Here is a 16,653-nt window from a genome sequence, read left to right as displayed (position 1 = left end):
TCAGCGGCGATGTCTTCATAGAGATCGGCCAGCGGATCGCCTTTGGCGGCAATATAGGCCGGGCGCTCTCTTCGGCGCTGATGTCATTATCGAAAAGATATTTTTTTATGAAAATCCTCATCCAATAACATTATTTCAGCCTTCCTGCTGACAGCCTGGTTTCCAAGCTTAACATCAATGATAAACTCATCGCTCAGCATCTGGCGGTATTGGGATATAATATCTTCTACAGGCAATTCACCCATTAACTTCGTTTCAGGCGGAATTACCGGAATTCCGGCTTGCGCTACCAGATGAATATTTTGTTTAATATCTGCGGCAATCTTACTTAGAGTATTCTCGTTTCTTGCTGTCTCTATATCCACCATTCCGTCGTTCGTATAGAGATGCTTGTTCACTACAGCGAGCGCAGCATGCGAAACATGGAATGCTTGAATGTCTTTTTGTATTTCATAAGGCAAATCAACTGTTTCAAATATTTGGGCAAGCCTCGTCACTCTTTCAGTCAATTGTCCATTTATTTCACCAAAAAAAGTTTTGGAACCGAATTGGGCGTATAGAACACCGTCTTTGATGTCTCCACCTGCACCCGGGAATCCTGGAAGTAAACGATCACCCACGATTTCAAGCCAGCGGTCGTATCCCACGGTGTTGCTCAAGGTGATTATTGTTTTGCTCTGATTATTCTTGATCGCAGACAGGGCAGATTCTGCCTGATCATAGCGCACAGGAACAAAGATGAAATCGTAGGTATCGTCGCTCGCAAGCTTTTCTATCATCTTGATAGATATTTGCTGTATCGTCTCATTATCGTTATATCGCAGCCCATCCGTTTTAAGCGAATCCAACCTCTTTCCCCGGGCAAGCAATGTGACGTCCAGTCCTGACTGTGCAAATCTGAGTGCGTATAAACTGCCAATCACACCGGCGCCAACTATCAAAAGTCTATTTTGTTTGATGTTCAATACTATCCTTCCTTTCAGCTAACTATCACAGTTTGTTTAAGCAACACCTGTCTGATACGATAATAGTAGGGTACTATTACGATTTCAATCAGCAGAGTAAAGAAAAAGTTGCATAGACAACACATTTAGATATCTGATGTTTACATAGGGAGGTATTGATACGGCAAATCAGGAAGATCCAAGAGTTTTACGCACACGACAGTTAATTAGGGAAGCATTCAGAGATTTGTTGCGGTATAAAGGATTTAATGCAATTACCATAAAAGATATAGCACAGAGAGCTACCATTAACCGTGCCACCTTCTATGCCCACTATGAAGATAAATACGCTTTGCTGGAGAAAATTACAGAACAGGCTTTTCAAGAGTTGATTCCTGAGCAAGTGGTGAAAGCGCAGGAGTTCACGGATGAAATATGTACAGAGTTGATCTTGCTGACACATAACTACATCGTAGATTTTTATCAGGTATGCAGAATGGACTCCAAATCTATTGATACACTTGTTCATGAAAAGGTAAAAAAGATGCTGCAGCAAATGATCGAAAGCATAATTTTGAACGGTGATAATCAGCGTATGGCAGACCGCAATCATACTAAGGTCATTTCGGCTATGACAGGTTCAGCGATCTATAGTGCTGCGTATTACTGGTTTATAAGCGGGGAAAAAGATCGAACCGATCTACTTGTAGATACTGTCCGCTCTTACGTGATGAACGGTTTAAGGCTCTAATCGAAACTGCATTGAGTTGTTACCAGAATAAAAGAGCCGCAGAACTATCTCTGGGCTCTTTCTTCTCAAACCGAGTGCTTACTACATCGTTTCAGCTGATCAAAACACCTTCTTCTTCCCCCGCTCATCAATCAATATCTGCACCGACTCCTTGAACCGGATTGCATGAATAATCTCCCGCTCCCGCAGGAATTTCAGGCTGTCCTGCAGATCCACGTCATCAGTCATATCAATCAGCCATTGGTATGTAGCCCGGGCTTTCTCCTCAGCGGCGATGTCTTCATAGAGATCGGCCAGCGGATCGCCTTTGGCTGCGATATAGGTCGTGGTGAACGGGACACCCGCCGCATTGTTGTAGAACAAGGCGTGGTCGCGTGTCGCATAATTCGGGCCAAGGCCTGCCGCTTCCAGCTCACAGATAGAAGCGTCCTTGGTCAGCTTGTAGATCATGGTGGCAATCATCTCAAGATGGGCAAACTCCTCCGTTGAAATATCCGTGAGTACGCCGATAACCTTATCGGGAATCGCATATCTCTGATTCATGTAACGAAGCGCTGCCGCCAGCTCCCCGTCCGCGCCTCCATATTGCTCCATCAAATACCGCGCCATCCTCACATCGCATTTGCCGACACGTACCGGGTACTGCAGTTTTTTTTCATATATCCACATTCGGGAACGAACCCTCCTTATAGTTTTATTCGCCTAGCCGCTTCGCCGGGGCCAGCGTGCCGCTATACCTGCCAGGGCCAAGGGCTCTGGCTCCATTCCCAAGGACATTTGGAGTAGGCGCGGCCAAAGTTCTGCAGCGGGCCGTACAGCTCCTGAAATTGATTAGCCAGCCGGGTGCGCTCCTGAGTCAGCTGATTGAACTGTTCAATCGCTCTTAAGTCCTCGGGATGGGTATCCAGATACAGGTTAAGCTCCACCAGGGCAAAATCCAGAACCTGCAGCTGCTCCAGCAATTCATAGTAACGGGGCTCGCAAGGATTTGCTTCCATCGTCCTAAATTCCTCCTTTGCCGGCTTTGGATTCATACGGGCTGAACAGAGCGGGCCAAAGTGTCCCCGCCCTCAGTGCTTCAGGTAACGGAAACTGCGGCAATCCCGGGGGCTGAAAAGTAATAAATTGGTTAGGCGGCACAACATACGTTTTGAACGGCACCGGCGGACAAGGGTCAAATGGTCCCCTATACGGGGTCCATACACGTTCCTCGGAGTTCAATAGATACACCCTCCTTAAAGTTTTGTTAGCAAATACTTCCTTGATTCAGCTTCGTACAAACCACGCTTCGAAGGATTTGCTTGATTTACCTTTCTTCTGAACGCACATCTCTTCGTAACTAATTTATGACTGGCTGGGGTGGAATCAGAACGCCCACGCAAAAAAACCGCACCTTTTACAAAGAGAAGGAATTCTCCATGTAAAGATACGGTTTGTAAACTGTCCGGCTGCATTGAACCGGCAATATTGTAAAAGCTTATTCCTTTTTTTCATCCGTCCCGGTATCGTCCTCTTCACTTACAACCGGCTTTTCCCGGTGGATATTGATTCTTGTAATCCGCAGCCGGGTGGATTCTTCTACTTCAAAGGTGACATCGCCCACAACAATCCGCTTACCCTTGGACGGATTGCCTTCCAGCTCTTTGAACAGCCAGCCGCCGATGGAGTCGACCTCATCATCCTCAATAATCACACCCGTAAGATCGTTGACATCCTCAATCAGCATCCGGCCCTCAACTGAGATATAATCTCCATTGCGCTCGACGCTCGGACGTTCATCCTCGAACTCATCATGCAGATCGCCGACAATTTCTTCAAGAATCTCCTCAGCGGTCAGAAGTCCGGCTGTACCGCCGTATTCATCAACAACCAGCGTAAGCTGGGCTTTGTTCTTCTGCATCAGGCGCAGTGCATGGCTGATCTCCATCGACTCTGGTACATTCAGAATCGGGCGGACCAGCGAAGCCAGATCATTCTGCTGCTCTAATGGTGCGAACAACAGGTCGGTAATGTGGATGAAGCCGATAATCCGGTCCTTATCCTCGTTGGCAACCGGATAACGCGAATGTTTCGTCTCCGTAATGATCCGCATATTCTCTTCCAGTGTAAGATTGCTATAGAGCACATCCATATCGGTACGCGGAAGCATAACTTCACGGGCCAGCAAATCGGAGAATTCAAAAATGTTATCCATCAGCTTCATCTCGTCTTTATCAATGACACCGCTCTTGGCGCTCTGATTCATCAGAATCCGGATTTCTTCTTCCGAGTGAGCCGCCTCGGCTTCACTGGCCGGTTCAACCCCCACCAGTCTAAGAAGAGCATTGGCGGATGCATTGAGCACCCAGATAAAGGGCAGAAACAGGTTATAGAAGAACATTAGCGGTGCAGAGAGCAGCAGCGCGGAGCCTTCAGTTTTTTGAATCGCCAGGGACTTTGGAGCAAGCTCACCCAGCACAATATGTAAAAATGTAATAATGGAAAATCCGACAACGACAGACACAGTGGAAATCAGTGTATGATCGGTGACGCCGAGTTGGAACATTAGCGGTTCAACCAGCAGCTCTGAGATGGCCGGCTCACCGACCCAGCCGAGACCCAATGAGGCGAGGGTAATACCGAACTGGGTCGCTGACAGGTAGGAATCGAGCTTTTTGTTGACCTTCAGCGCGTATCCAGCCATCTTGTTGCCTTCACTGACAAGCTGGGTCAGACGCGATTGTCTGACCTTTACCAGCGAGAACTCCGCCGCTACAAATATACCATTCAACAATACAAGCACCAGAACCAGCAAAAGATTAAGCAGCAATCTTCCTATGTCAAATTCCGTATGCACCACTATAACAACGCCTCGTTTCTACAAAGTGATCGCTTTCCTTGATTTGAAATCTACCTCTGGATAATACATATCGGCCACCAAAAGGTTGGGCCCGCAGCAGCCAGCTTCATCACAGTGGCAATTCACTTTCTGATTAAGCGGATGCTTAGTCTGCCACTCGGCGAAAATGTCATCCAGCTTGCTGGTACTGATGTTGCCAAAGGCGGAAATATCGGCAAAATCCGTGACAAACACATCACCTGTAAATAAATTTACATTCACACGGTTTCTTCCGTCCGGATCATTGCGCAGCGTCACATTCTTCTCGGTACGCAATCTGCGCAACAGCTTCTGATCCTGTTCCAGGAAGCTGCAGGCAAAAAACGGCAGAGTGCCAAACAGCATCCACATCTCCGGATCGCGGTGATCCAGCAGGGAATGAATGGCATCACCCATTTCCTTCAGAGACAGCACAGGGAGCGAAGAGGCAAAGCTGGAAGCGTACATCGGATGCACCTCATGCCGTCTTGCCCCCATATCGCCAATCAGCTTATGAATTTCAGGCAGCTTGGTGTGTGTACGGTAGTTAATCATAGATTCTGCTGAGATCAGCATACCGTCTTCACTGAGCCGCCGTGAATTCTCAAGCATCGTGTCATATAAACGATACGCCGCTTCACGTGACACCGGATGACCGCTGTTGGCGAAGCCTACCTCATGGAAGTCGTCTCCGTTCACATAATTGAATGAAATATGCATCACGTCCAAATACGGCAGCAGTTGCTCGTAACGGGCGTAGGGCATAGTCAGATTCGAGTTGATCTGCGAACGTATGCCCCGCTCACGGGCATATTTCAGCAGCGGTACGATGATATTCTCTACAGTCGATGCGCGGAACATCGGCTCCCCGCCGGTAATACTGATCGTTTGCAGATGTTCTACCTGCTCCAGGCGGTCCAGCATATTCTTCAGAGGCAGCATTTCTCCTTCTTTCATCGTCAGGCTGTCGCCAACCGCACAATGTTCACATCGCATGTTGCATAGATTGGTAACCGTCATCTCCACACTGGTCAATACATGCCGTCCATGCTTGCGCAGTGAAGTAATCGGATCCCATGGATCGAAGTTCGGCGACAGTTCACGGACAGTTGTGGAGGATGGTTCTAATATACTCATTTCTTATTGCTCCTTTAGTGCGTATTCCTATTATTAACCCAAAATAAATCAAAAAGAACGTTGACTTAACCTATATCATACCACGAGCAGCAAAAAAACTGCACTTTCCGGCAATTATGCCGCTCCAAGCGGTGTAATTGCCAGATCCATTTGTTGCGGCCCGGGGAACCTTTCCTTAGGAAGAGTATAAAAAACAGCGGGGAAGAAAGCAGGCCGCACCGCTGCGTAACCTGCTTTCTTCCCTCGCTGCGAAACGGCAGGGAAGCCGAAAAGATAACTCCCTGCCGCCAACATCAATTAGGTCACCTTCACCATAGATTGATCCTCATCTGTCACGCCGACGATCACAACGGAAAGGGCTCTGCCAAGATCCCGTTCAAAGGGAATAACTGCCTCACCTTCGGGGCCGGCAAATACCCGCACAACCGGCCTGTGAGGGATACTGGAATCAATTTTGACCACGACGCCGCTCTCACCGGTGCTCAGCTTCACTGTGAGCCCCAGCGGGTAGATCGCTACACGGTCTCTGAACAGCTCCAGCTGGTTTTGCTCATACAATGTCCCTGATCCGACATACAGTGCCTCTACCGCCTGATGCGGCAGCATCGCTTTTTTATAAATCCGGTTCGAGGTCATGGCATCATAGGAATCGGCTATGCCGAGCCACTTGGCATATTCATGGATTTGCGGACCGGTCAGCCCGCGGGGGTAGCCGGAGCCGTCGATACGTTCATGATGCTGCAGGGCACAATGCGCCGCGAGCAGCGGGATATTCGGCTCATCCTTGAGAATCCGGTATCCGATTTCAGTGTGAGCCTGCATATGGCGGAATTCCTCGTCGCTGAGCATCCCCGGCTTCTGGATGATTTTGACCGGAATCTGCGTTTTGCCAATGTCATGCAGCAGCGAGCCCAGCCCAATTACCCGCAGCTCCTCTTTGCTGTAGCCATGGGCAATTCCAAGCACCAGCGTATACAGACAGACATTAAGCGAATGGACATACAGGTAGTTGTCAGCTGTATGCATATCCGCCAGCATAATCATCGGGTCCTCCAGGGATGACATGTCTTCCAGAATGGAGTCCATCATCTTGGAGAATTTTTTGTCGAGATGATAGAAGCCTTTAGTTATGCCGGAAGCACCGGACATATCCTGAAACTGGCTCCTAATGACCTTCAGCGCCTGATTGCGTGTCTCATCATGCAGCATTCCAGTAATTACGATATCTTCCGTGATGGCATCCTCTATGTAGATATAGCCGATGTCGATCCTTGCCAGCCGCTTAATTAAGGAATCCGTAAGTTCTATTCCGTCCGCTAACAGAACAAGTCCTTCATCATTATAAATTTTTTTACCCAGCTTCATTCCCGCCTGAAGCCGATTCACGGATACTAAACGCACCTTGGCTCACTCCTGCCTTTAACGGTAAATTACTATTCTGTTTCAAAATCCTAGGGTCAACACGCTGTGTCTATACCGTTGCCTTGAGCGATCCGGCAAGAAATTTGTGATGAACGGTTACATCCTTGCCGGTACCAAGTTTTTTGGAGATTAACGCATAATAAACAGCCAGAAAACAGCTGCCAGGATAAACCGGTAGATCGCAAAGTGTGTCGGTCTGATCTTCTGAATCAGCTTCATGAACAGGATTACGACCACATAAGCGACTATAAATGAAATTACGAATCCAATGGAAAAATCCCAGATGGTATCACTTGTAAAATACTTGTACGAATCCAGCAGCTCATAGCCCGAAGCCGCACACATAATCGGAATGGCGATGAGGAAGGAAAAATCCGCCGAAGCCTTATAGCTGACACCGCTCAGCATACCGCCTGAGATTGTAGATCCGGAGCGGGAGAAGCCGGGCCAGAGTACGGAAATAATCTGATACATGCCGATAGCCAGCGCCTGCCCGTAAGATAGATCATCAAGCTCATGCGCAGTTACACGGATCTTGCGTTTGTTCACCCATTCTGCAACGATCATTAGAATCCCGCCGGCGACCAGTGCCCATAACACCGTCGTAGCCCCGAAAAGCCCCTTGATAAAGTCACGGGCAAAAAATGCCACGGCCAGCGCCGGAGCAATTCCGAGAATGATGTGCACCAGATTGAGACGTGAAGCAGGCATCACACCGCCTCTGCCTTGACGGCTGCGTCCGATCCCCAGCAAGTTCAGAACCCGCTGGCGGTAGACCAGCGCAATGGCCAGAATCGCACCGAGCTGAATGACAATTTCGTATGTCTTCATTATCGGCTCTTGCTCGTTATAGCCTAATAGTTTCGTGGTAAGAATCATGTGGCCTGTCGATGAAACCGGAATAAACTCCGTAATCCCCTCTACAATAGCCAGAATAATTGCTGTAATAGTATCCATCTTAGCCTCCTGTTCTTGAACATATGAAACTTGTTGCAGCTTGTTGCTCTAGATTTACATATGTAGGTGGTGCCACATTAAGTCGCTCTGCTCTCCCAGCGGACGAGCATACATTCCTCAAGACTTCCCGGACGCTGCAGCTCCATCCGCAACAGATCGCGCAGAAAATGTGGCAGCAGATACACTGTATCACGCCCGTTAGCGATACTCTCATATCCGCTCCGAAAAGTGAACATGTCCAAAGTCCCTACTTCATATTCCCGGCTTTCCTCCAGCGGTTCTCCATCGACAAAAATGGCAATATCGTTATCATAAGGCATGACCGCCGGATCGTACAAGATTTTTAATCCATCCACAGCCAGACTTCCCAGCACGTTTCCCCGGAAACCATAGCCGAAGATTGCCTTATTGCAGAACTCGTCTGACAGGCTCTGTTCAAGTGCCGTGCGGATGTCTTTGCCGGCAAGCTTGATAGTACAAGGATTAATCGGTGAGGGACAGAGCGCATGAAGCATCCCTGCAGTGATATTCCCCTTCGGAAGTGGCCCGAGCAGCTGTCCGGTATTGACTAATGAGATCGGACTGCCTGTGAAACGCCGCACCGCCTGCGCCAGCAGATTGCCAAAGGGTGATTCGCCCTGCAGATCCAGCGGCAGCTCGCGGTCACTGATCGCCACCGTTTCCTCCAGCACTTCAAGACCACGCTGCAAATTCATCCTTACGGCAGGAGCAATAACATCCTCGCTCAGATTGGGGTCAACAGCAACGCAGCCGCCGTTCAAGAACTTGAACGAATCTCCAGACGCTGTCCGTTCAAACACAAGCCTTCCTACATAGCGGCCGAACTTCCCCGCACCACATACGGCGGTCCCGTTAATAAGAAGCGGCGTTTCCAGCATATGATGCGTGTGTCCGCCAAGGATCGCATGCACACCTTCCAGCTTCTCCGCCAGCGCCCGGTCTGCAGGCAGGCCAAGGTGAGAGAGAATAATGACAAGGTCGACCTGCGGGGCCAGAAGACGGCACTCCTCACGCAGCGCCTCCTCAGGGTCCGTGACATCCCAGCCCATCAAGGAATAGAAGGAAGTGAAAGCTGCCGTAGCTCCCGTAATCCCAATTCTGATGCCTTCCTTTTCTACAATCGTATGGCGTTTGATCCAGTGCGGAGGTTCTCCCGTCGACGAATCCAGGAAATTGCAGCACACCACCGGGCACTGTAGGCCGGTAAATATCGCAGACAATGTCTCTTGCGCATCTCCCTGCGAGAAGGTCAGTCCTTCGTTGTTACCGATGGTGACAGCGTCGTATCCGGTCAAGTTAAGAATATCTATGTTCGCCTGGCCCATAGTACCTTCTGTTTCCACAGCTGCCCGGTCCATATGATCCCCGATATCCACGAGCAACACGGGATCTTCGCCTGCCTCAGCCTTTAGAAGTTCTATCTGCGCAGCAATCGGACTCATCATTTCGAAGTGGCTATGTATATCATTCGTATGAAATATGGTCAATCTTTGCGGCGCGGATTCCATCAGCTTCTATCCCTCCCACCTGTTTAGCCGTTCTGAATGTAGCGGCAGGTGTCTCATCTTATAAGACCTAGCATAACATTTTCAGGGCTAATATGGTATATTTGAATCATTATCAGAACCTAAGAGGTGAATAAACCATGCATATAACTATACGTCTGTTTGCCGGGCTGGCCGAGGTAATCGGCTCTTCCACCCTGTCTTTTCACATTCACGATAACTCCGTAACTGCGGGCCGTTTAAAGGAGCTTCTCTCTGCCTCCTACCCTGATGCGGCGGCACAGATCAGCGTTTCTTTGGTAGCTGTTGACCATGAATACGCTCCTGATGATACTGAGATCTCCGAAACCTCCGAAGTCGCCCTGATTCCTCCCGTTTCCGGAGGAGAAGCCGAACCCTCAACGAGCGAGACCGAAGATGGTCTGTTCAGTATTACCGATCTGCCGCTGAATGCAGAAGCTCTTCTGGATAAAGTCCTTGACAGTGATCATGGAGCTTCCTTAGTCTTTGTCGGAACTACGCGTGAGATGACCGGAGACCAGCGGACAACAGCGCTTCATTATGAGGCTTACATCCCGATGGCGCTGGGCAAGCTGCAGGAAATCGGCAGGGGGGTTCAGGAACGCTGGAACGCCCGCTGCGCCATTGCGCACCGGATAGGACTCGTAGGCCTTAAGGAAGCCAGCGTTATTATTGCGGTGTCAGCGGCGCATAGGGATGTCTGTTACGAAGCGAGCCGCTACGCCATCGAGAAGCTTAAAGCCTCCGTTCCAGTGTGGAAAAAGGACATTAATGAATCTGGAGAACAGTGGCTCGGCTCTGACCTAAAAGCACAGAAATACCAGATAGATTAACCTGTAATTCAAAACCATTGAATATTTCCGACTTTGTTGCTATGCTGGAAAAAATAGCTAATGTAAGGTGGCATATTCATTGAAAGTACACGTCATGGATCTTAAACCGGGTGATTGCCTGCGGATGGACACCTTTAATTCAAGAGGGCTGCATGTACTACCTAAAGGATCATCTCTCCAGATCGAGGAGATAGCCAAGCTGATACAGCATGGCGTTGATTATGTTGATATCGAGGAGGCGTACATAACACCGGTCCCAACCAGCAGATCCTCCATCATTCAGGCCGTAGCTGCCAACTTTGATACAAGTATTGAAGGCTTTGAATCGGTATATATGGAAGCGTTAACCAAAGGGAGCTTTAATCAAACCGTAGTGGACGATATTCTCCAGCCGTCACTGAACTCCTTGGATAAACACAAGGATGTAGTCTCTCTGCTGCTTCTGCTGAACCGGGATGATAATTACACTTATAACCATTCACTTCAGGTGGGCATGCTTTCTTATTATATCTCCTCATGGCTGGGGTATTCCAAGAAAGAGTGCTACGAAATCGGCCGGGCCGGATACTTGATCGATATCGGAAAATGCCGGATCTCCCCCTCCATTCTGAATAAGCCGGGCAAGCTGTCCGCGGAGGAGTACGAGCAAGTCAAATTACATACGATTTACGGTCACGAAATCATCCGCAGCTCCATGAACGATCCTTATACCGCGTTGGTTGCCCTGCAGCACCATGAGCGTGAAGACGGCTCCGGGTACCCCAACAACCTTACGAAATCAGACATCCACCCTTATGCCCAGATTGCTGCCGTAGCTGATATCTACAGCGCAATGACCACACACCGTGTTTATCAATCCAAACAAGAACTGATCTCCGTGCTGCGTGAAATCAACAATCTCAGCTTCGGCAAGCTAAACGGCAGACCTGTACAAGCCTTTATCCAGCATTTAATGCCTAATTTCATCGGTAAACGCGTGCTGCTGAGCACGGGAGACATGGGTGTCATTGTCATGAACAATCCGCTGGATGTTTTCCGCCCGCTTGTGCAAAGTGAAGGCATATTCCTTGACCTGTCCCGCGAACGCAAAATCACGGTGGTTGAAATTTATATGGAATAGTTCACTTCGGTTTAGATATTCCCACGCAAGAAGAGGTTCCCTTTCGCCAGTGACGGCTGAGGGAACCTCTTCTTTATGATCCATAATTATTGCTTGTGAGAAGCAACTCACATTATTACTCCTGAGTCCTACAATTCCTCACCATTGCTGGCGATGACTTTTTTGTACCAGTGGAAGGAATCCTTTCTGGAACGGTTCAAGGTACCGTTGCCGTCGTCATCCAGATCAACGTAGATAAATCCGTAACGCTTGGACATTTCAGAAGTGGACATGCTCACCAGGTCTATCGGCCCCCAGCTTGTATATCCGATCAGCTCAACGCCGTCCAGTACCGCTTCCTTCATTTGAGCAATATGCTGTCTTAAGTAATCAATACGGTAGCTGTCATGGACAGAGCCGTCTTCCTCAACCTTGTCATACGCGCCAAGACCATTTTCGACGATGAACAAAGGTTTCTGATAACGGTCATACATCGTATTCAGCATAATCCGCAAACCGATGGGATCAATCTGCCAGCCCCATTCCGAAGCCTTCAGGTAAGGGTTCTTCACACCGCCGAACAGATTGCCCTGTGCGCGTTCTCCTTCCGGACTTACAGACACGGTCAGCGTCATATAATAACTGAAAGCCACATAATCAACGGTGTGGAGTTTCAGAATTTCATCGTCACCCGGCTCTTTATGAATAACCACATTGTTTTCCTCGAAAAACCGCTCCATATACTTCGGATATTCCCCGCGGGCATGCACATCCGTAAAGTACAGATTCATCTGGTTCTCCTGCTGATTCTTCAGGACATCCTCAGGATTGCAGGTATTCGCATAACTTTCCATCCGGGCCAGCATACAGCCCATCTGCGAACCCGGGATGATCTCATGCACCAGCTTGGTGGCGAGAGAGCTGGCGACAAACTGGTGATGCAGCGCCTGGTAGATCGTCTGCAGCTTGTTCTCTGCCCGGTCGATTACAACGCCGCCGCCCGTGAATGGGCTTAGCGTCATCATATTGATCTCGTTGAATGTGATCCAATATTTCACTTTGTCCTTATAGCGCCGGAATACGGTCTCCGCATAACGGGTGAAGCAAGCGATAACTTCGCGGCCTGCCCAGCCGTTATATTTGTGCGTCAAGCCCAGTGGTGTTTCGTAATGGGCCAGTGTTACAAGCGGCTCGATGCCATATTTATGCAGCTCGTCAAAGACATCATCATAGAATTGCAGTCCTGCTTCATTCGGCTCGGCGTCATCGCCGTTCGGGAAGATGCGCGCCCAGTTGATCGACAGACGGAACACTTTGAAGCCCATTTCGGCGAACAAGGCAATGTCCTCCTTATAACGGTGATAGAAGTCCACCCCTTCACGTTTCGGGAAACGTGCGCTGAATTCCCCGGACAGAATCTGTTCAATCCGCTCGGAGGTGATTTCTATAGCATGGTCATTTGTACGCTCGGCCTTAGGCACGTAGGCAACCATGTCCGCACTGGACAATCCTTTGCTGTCGGCATCGTATGCCCCCTCCAGTTGATTCGCGGCTGTAGCGCCGCCCCATAAGAAGTTCTGCGGAAATCCTTTTTTGATCACTGTCATGATTTAATCTCCCTCTTTTCTAATTGATAATGGTCAACAGCAGGTCGCCATTTTGTACTTGAGTTGCAGTAGTCTTAAGCACATCCAGATAATTTGCAGAGTTGGTCACAATCACTGGGGTTGCAGTCACAAAGCCGGCTTCTCGAATCGCTGCTACATCAAATTCCAGCAGCAGTTGGCCCTGCTCGACCTTATCTCCCTCTTGTACCCGTTTGTCAAAATGTTTTCCCTTGAGCTTCACGGTATTGACCCCGACATGAATCAGCAGCTCGGCGCCGCTCTCGGAGGTAATACCAATCGCATGCCCTGTCGGGAATACAGTCGTCACGATTCCTTTAACCGGAGAGGTCAGCCGCCCTGAATCCGGTTCAATCACGATCCCCTGGCCCATGGCTCCGGAGGCAAAAGCTTCGTCCGGCAAAGCTTCCAGCGGCATAAGCGTTCCTGTCAGCGGGCTGACCACCGTCTCCTTGTCAATCTGTGAGGGTGACGATGCGGCAACAGGTCCGGGAGCCTCCTCAGCAGGTACTGCAGGATCATCGAATCCGAACATATACACCAGAATAACCGCTAATACAAAAGCAACAACGATACCGATGACAACCCAGGAGAATCCGTCGCCAAAATAGGTCGGCAGAGCCAACAGGCCCGGTAAGGAGAAGCTTATTGCTTTGGCTCCGCCGATAGCGATGATCGCACCACCGATGGCTCCGGAGATGCAGGCATAGATGAACGGTTTCTTCAGCTTTAAGGTGACGCCGTAGATCGTCGGCTCGGTGATCCCAAACACGGCAGCCAGTGTTGAGGAGCCGGACAAAGCTTTTAGCTGCGGATTCTTTGATTTCAGGAACACGCCGAATACCGCACCCGCTTGTGACAAGACTGCAGCAGTAAGGATAGGCAGCATAGTGTCGTAGCCCAATGTGGCAATATTGCTGAGCATAACCGGCACGAAACCCCAGTGTACACCGAAGATTACGAACACCTGCCAGAACGCTCCGGCAATGGCACCGGCAACCAATGGACTTAAATTGTAGAGCCAGGTGTAGCCGGAAGCCAGCCCATCACTGATCAATGAACCTACAGGACCGAAGGCCAGGAAGGTCAGCGGAATAACGATAAGCAGTGCAAACATCGGAACCAGGATATTTCTAACCGATTCATGGATGAACGAGCGGAACCACTTCTCTATATAGGACTGTACCCAGACCGCCAGAATGATCGGAATGACACTGGATGAATAGTTGATCAGTACAACCGGTATTCCCAAGAAGCTGAGCGGGTCCGGCGCGCTGACTGCGGTTATCACTGCCGGATAGACTAAAGCGCCTGCTACAGCAATGGAGACAAATTGATTAGCCTTGAACTTGCGCGCAGCCGTAACCGCCAGAAATACCGGCAGGAAGTAGAATACGCTGTCCGAAGCCGCATTCAGAACCAAATATGTCCCGCTGGCTGCATTAATCCACTCCAGAGATAAAATTAAGGCGAGCAGCCCTTTGAGGATCCCTGCCCCTGCCAGTGCCCCGAGAATCGGGGAAAAGATACTGGAAATGATATCGACGGCTTTGCCCAGAATACTGGTACTCTCTGAAGACTCATCGGCTTTGCCGGATTTTTCGGCATCCTGGAGTGAGGTTTCCTTCATAATCTGCTCAAACACCTGGCTTACATTGTTGCCTATGACTACCTGAAACTGGCCGCTGTTCTCCACCACAGTGATAACACCTGGAGTTTTCTCCAATGCCGCTTTATCTGCCTTCCTCGAATCCTTCAGCTTAAATCTTAATCTTGTGGCGCAGTGGAACACGGAATTCACATTGTCTTCGCCGCCTACAAGCGTAATAATCTGTTTGGACAAGTCTTTGCTGCTCATATTAGTTTGCTCCTTTACAGCTTTAGAATGTAGATCGTTGCAGCAAATATAGGTTGTGCCAGCTGTTGACCTTATACTCCTGCAAACAAGAAAAACCTGAACTCACGGCAAAAAGGAAATGTCATCACACGCCCATTTTGCCATCAGTTCAGGTTTTGCCTGCCTTACCAGTAACACCCTGTCAGATGATCACTATTTTGTTTTCACTTTCAACCCAAGCTTTACTCCAGATTGTTGCGTTCCGTTACCCGCTGGATATGGATGGTCAGATATACGTATTCATCCTTGCTTAAGCTTTGGTTATAGGCCTTTTCCAGATAATCATTGATTTTGTTAGCGCATTCAAACGCCTTCACATAAGTCTGCTTAAGCTGATTGTACAAAAAATCCTCACCGCTGCTGCTGCTCTCCTTCTTCAATACCCGCATGGAGAAATATTGCAAATGGGTAAGAAACCGCGAATAATTCAGTGAGCTCTCGTCCAGAACAACCTTGTAGTGGTAAGTGACGATATTCAGAATGTTCTGGACAATTTCCGTCATCTTGATCGTGGACTTCATTTCACTGCCGTCCATTCTGGCATTTACCAGATGCAGCGCGATAAACCCGGCTTCATCCTCGCCCAGCGAAAGTCCGGTAGCCCTTTCAATGATCTTCAGTGCATCCATCCCAATGGAGAATTCCTTCTTATAGAAACGTTTAATTTCAAACAGCATCGCATTTTTCAGTGCAATCCCCTTTTCAAAACGTTGGACAGCAAAATGGATATGATCTGTCAGGGTCAGATAGAGATTGTCGCTAAGCTCTGTACCAAGAACTCCATTCGCATAGGTGACAATTTCATTGGCTAATTCCAGATGAGCCACCGGAATGTCATTCAGAAGTTCAGTCAGTCTGGCCGTGAATTGATTTTCGTTCAGCAAAAAGATTTTATCGACCTTTTCCGGATCTACATAGTCCCCGGCTACTTTATTGAAGGAAATCCCCCTGCCCATCACAATGACTTCCTTGCCTTTCTGGTTCTTGGTTAAGAGCACATTGTTATTAAGTATCTTCTCTATAATCATCTGTTGATCACCCCCTAACATATAGTTTGTACAAAAAAAGCCTAAGCTGATCCCAATATCATTAAAAAAATGATACTCGCATCAACTTAGGCATTGCCCGCCTTACCGGTCACAATCCTGTATTACTGCTATTGTAGCACAAAAAAAAGCGATTTCAAGATTTTTGTGTTCATTTAGTCAAAATTTATTATTCCCGGTGATTCTGCCTGGTTTGGATTAACCACCGCATGGCGAGGCTTAAAAAGAGGCAGTGATTGAAGTTGTTTGCGGGCTGCTCACAACCTTTGAGGAGGAATACCTATGCTACCGGTTCATCAGCGTCTAGCAGAGCTTTATACGGTAAGCTGCAGGCGCCCGCTAACGGCGGCCGAAGAAGCCGAGCAGCGCCATTGCCTGCAGGTGAACACCATGTATTGCTGGGAGATGGCAAGGCTGACCCATGAGGCTGTTCTTGCTGCGCATACAGAGGACACCGAATGGCAGCAGGAAATCAGCGCACAGATGTTTGAAGTGCGTATTTCCGGCAAAGTTGGGAAACGACGCCACTAGGCACCCC

Annotated in this window: 16 protein-coding genes; 4 read left to right on the top strand and 12 right to left on the bottom strand. The window is 48.9% G+C overall.

Translation table 11 applies throughout. The features are described 5' to 3' along the window. Nucleotides 1-86: 86 nt before the first annotated feature. Nucleotides 87-965 (bottom strand): 2-dehydropantoate 2-reductase N-terminal domain-containing protein, encoded by an 879-nt coding sequence (locus NSS79_RS09715; RefSeq protein WP_342439181.1) that lies wholly within the window; start codon nt 963-965, stop codon nt 87-89. Nucleotides 966-1,119: 154 nt separating this feature from the next. Between NSS79_RS09715 and NSS79_RS09710 the strand changes: the two genes are divergently transcribed. Continuing rightward, nucleotides 1,120-1,695 (top strand): TetR/AcrR family transcriptional regulator, encoded by a 576-nt coding sequence (locus NSS79_RS09710; RefSeq protein WP_076113293.1) that lies wholly within the window; start codon nt 1,120-1,122, stop codon nt 1,693-1,695. A gap of 99 nt (nt 1,696-1,794) precedes the next feature. Here NSS79_RS09710 and NSS79_RS09705 read toward each other — a convergent pair whose 3' ends face one another. The 8 genes from NSS79_RS09705 to NSS79_RS09670 form a co-directional block, all read right to left on the bottom strand. Continuing rightward, nucleotides 1,795-2,364, bottom strand: coding sequence for a manganese catalase family protein (locus tag NSS79_RS09705; protein ID WP_076113292.1), 570 nt, complete (start codon nt 2,362-2,364; stop codon nt 1,795-1,797). A 62-nt stretch (nt 2,365-2,426) separates the two neighbouring features. Beyond that, nucleotides 2,427-2,693: a spore coat protein CotJB gene (locus NSS79_RS09700; RefSeq protein ID WP_076113291.1), complete on the bottom strand. Its 267-nt coding sequence runs from the start codon at nt 2,691-2,693 to the stop codon at nt 2,427-2,429. Nucleotides 2,694-2,697: 4 nt separating this feature from the next. Beyond that, nucleotides 2,698-2,835, bottom strand: a complete 138-nt coding sequence (locus NSS79_RS09695; protein ID WP_342440336.1) for a spore coat associated protein CotJA — start codon at nt 2,833-2,835, stop codon at nt 2,698-2,700. A 337-nt stretch (nt 2,836-3,172) separates the two neighbouring features. Then, entirely contained in the window at nt 3,173-4,537 is a 1,365-nt protein-coding gene (locus NSS79_RS09690) for a hemolysin family protein (protein WP_340899895.1), read from the bottom strand. Between the two features lie 15 nt (nt 4,538-4,552). After that, the gene (yfkAB, locus tag NSS79_RS09685) at nt 4,553-5,689 is read right to left on the bottom strand and encodes a radical SAM/CxCxxxxC motif protein YfkAB (protein ID WP_342439180.1); all 1,137 of its coding nucleotides are present in this window, start codon (nt 5,687-5,689) and stop codon (nt 4,553-4,555) included. Between the two features lie 297 nt (nt 5,690-5,986). After that, nucleotides 5,987-7,090, bottom strand: coding sequence for an HD-GYP domain-containing protein (locus tag NSS79_RS09680; protein ID WP_342439179.1), 1,104 nt, complete (start codon nt 7,088-7,090; stop codon nt 5,987-5,989). 150 nt (nt 7,091-7,240) lie between these two features. Next, complete coding sequence (locus NSS79_RS09675; RefSeq protein ID WP_342439178.1) at nt 7,241-8,068, bottom strand: undecaprenyl-diphosphate phosphatase; 828 nt, start codon at nt 8,066-8,068, stop codon at nt 7,241-7,243. A gap of 77 nt (nt 8,069-8,145) precedes the next feature. Next, nucleotides 8,146-9,597, bottom strand: coding sequence for a bifunctional UDP-sugar hydrolase/5'-nucleotidase (locus NSS79_RS09670; protein WP_342439177.1), 1,452 nt, complete (start codon nt 9,595-9,597; stop codon nt 8,146-8,148). A 137-nt stretch (nt 9,598-9,734) separates the two neighbouring features. Between NSS79_RS09670 and NSS79_RS09665 the strand changes: the two genes are divergently transcribed. Together NSS79_RS09665 and NSS79_RS09660 are read left to right on the top strand one after the other, a co-directional pair. Further along, nucleotides 9,735-10,448 carry a molybdenum cofactor biosynthesis protein MoaE gene (locus tag NSS79_RS09665; protein WP_342439176.1) on the top strand — a complete coding sequence of 238 codons (714 nt, stop codon included), beginning with the start codon at nt 9,735-9,737 and terminating at the stop codon, nt 10,446-10,448. Nucleotides 10,449-10,527: 79 nt separating this feature from the next. Then, complete coding sequence (locus NSS79_RS09660; protein WP_342439175.1) at nt 10,528-11,568, top strand: HD-GYP domain-containing protein; 1,041 nt, start codon at nt 10,528-10,530, stop codon at nt 11,566-11,568. Nucleotides 11,569-11,696: 128 nt separating this feature from the next. Here the strand turns inward: NSS79_RS09660 and NSS79_RS09655 are convergent, their stop codons facing one another. The 3 genes from NSS79_RS09655 to NSS79_RS09645 all read right to left on the bottom strand — a co-directional run bounded on the left by NSS79_RS09655 (nt 11,697) and on the right by NSS79_RS09645 (nt 16,097). Then, nucleotides 11,697-13,154: a 6-phospho-beta-glucosidase gene (locus NSS79_RS09655; RefSeq protein WP_342439174.1), complete on the bottom strand. Its 1,458-nt coding sequence runs from the start codon at nt 13,152-13,154 to the stop codon at nt 11,697-11,699. A gap of 19 nt (nt 13,155-13,173) precedes the next feature. Then, on the bottom strand, nt 13,174-15,030 hold the full coding sequence (locus tag NSS79_RS09650; RefSeq protein ID WP_342439173.1) for a beta-glucoside-specific PTS transporter subunit IIABC: 1,857 nt from the start codon (nt 15,028-15,030) through the stop codon (nt 13,174-13,176). A 221-nt stretch (nt 15,031-15,251) separates the two neighbouring features. Next, nucleotides 15,252-16,097, bottom strand: coding sequence for a PRD domain-containing protein (locus tag NSS79_RS09645; protein WP_342439172.1), 846 nt, complete (start codon nt 16,095-16,097; stop codon nt 15,252-15,254). Between the two features lie 300 nt (nt 16,098-16,397). Between NSS79_RS09645 and NSS79_RS09640 the strand changes: the two genes are divergently transcribed. Next, on the top strand, nt 16,398-16,646 hold the full coding sequence (locus NSS79_RS09640) for a hypothetical protein (RefSeq protein ID WP_038588555.1): 249 nt from the start codon (nt 16,398-16,400) through the stop codon (nt 16,644-16,646). Nucleotides 16,647-16,653 lie beyond the last annotated feature (7 nt).

This window comes from Paenibacillus sp. FSL L8-0436 (genome assembly GCF_038593025.1).
Classification (GTDB): Bacteria; Bacillota; Bacilli; order Paenibacillales; family Paenibacillaceae; genus Paenibacillus_AQ.
This window is presented reverse-complemented; position numbering and strand designations above follow the sequence as displayed.